Genomic DNA, 253 nt, shown 5'->3' on the forward strand with positions numbered 1-253 from the left:
CTCCGTACTCGACGAGATCGGTCAGGTCGACGTCGAACGGCGTATATCCCCCGACGTGTTCCCCGGCCAGGCGATCGTCGACGTACACACGGGCTGCGTGCGTCGCCGCGTCGAAGCGCAGCAGGATCCGTTCATCGTGCCACCCGCGCGGAACGCGGACCTCGCGCTGGTAGTAGACCCAGCCGACGTGATCGCGGATCTCCGAGTCGGCGAACAGGTCGTTGTAGCTGGCGGGAACGGCGGCTTCGAGGGG

General features: G+C 67.2%; 1 protein-coding gene. It reads right to left on the reverse strand.

Annotated elements, in window-relative coordinates; all coding sequences use genetic code 11:
- Nucleotides 1-253, reverse strand: a 253-nt coding sequence (locus tag ACQG3P_RS20845) for a sugar-binding domain-containing protein (protein ID WP_426806117.1), incomplete at both ends; no start/stop codon positions are given.

Origin of the sequence: Stenotrophomonas sp. SrG (assembly GCF_050031795.1) — a bacterium.
Taxonomy (GTDB): domain Bacteria; phylum Pseudomonadota; class Gammaproteobacteria; order Xanthomonadales; family Xanthomonadaceae; genus Stenotrophomonas; species Stenotrophomonas rhizophila_A.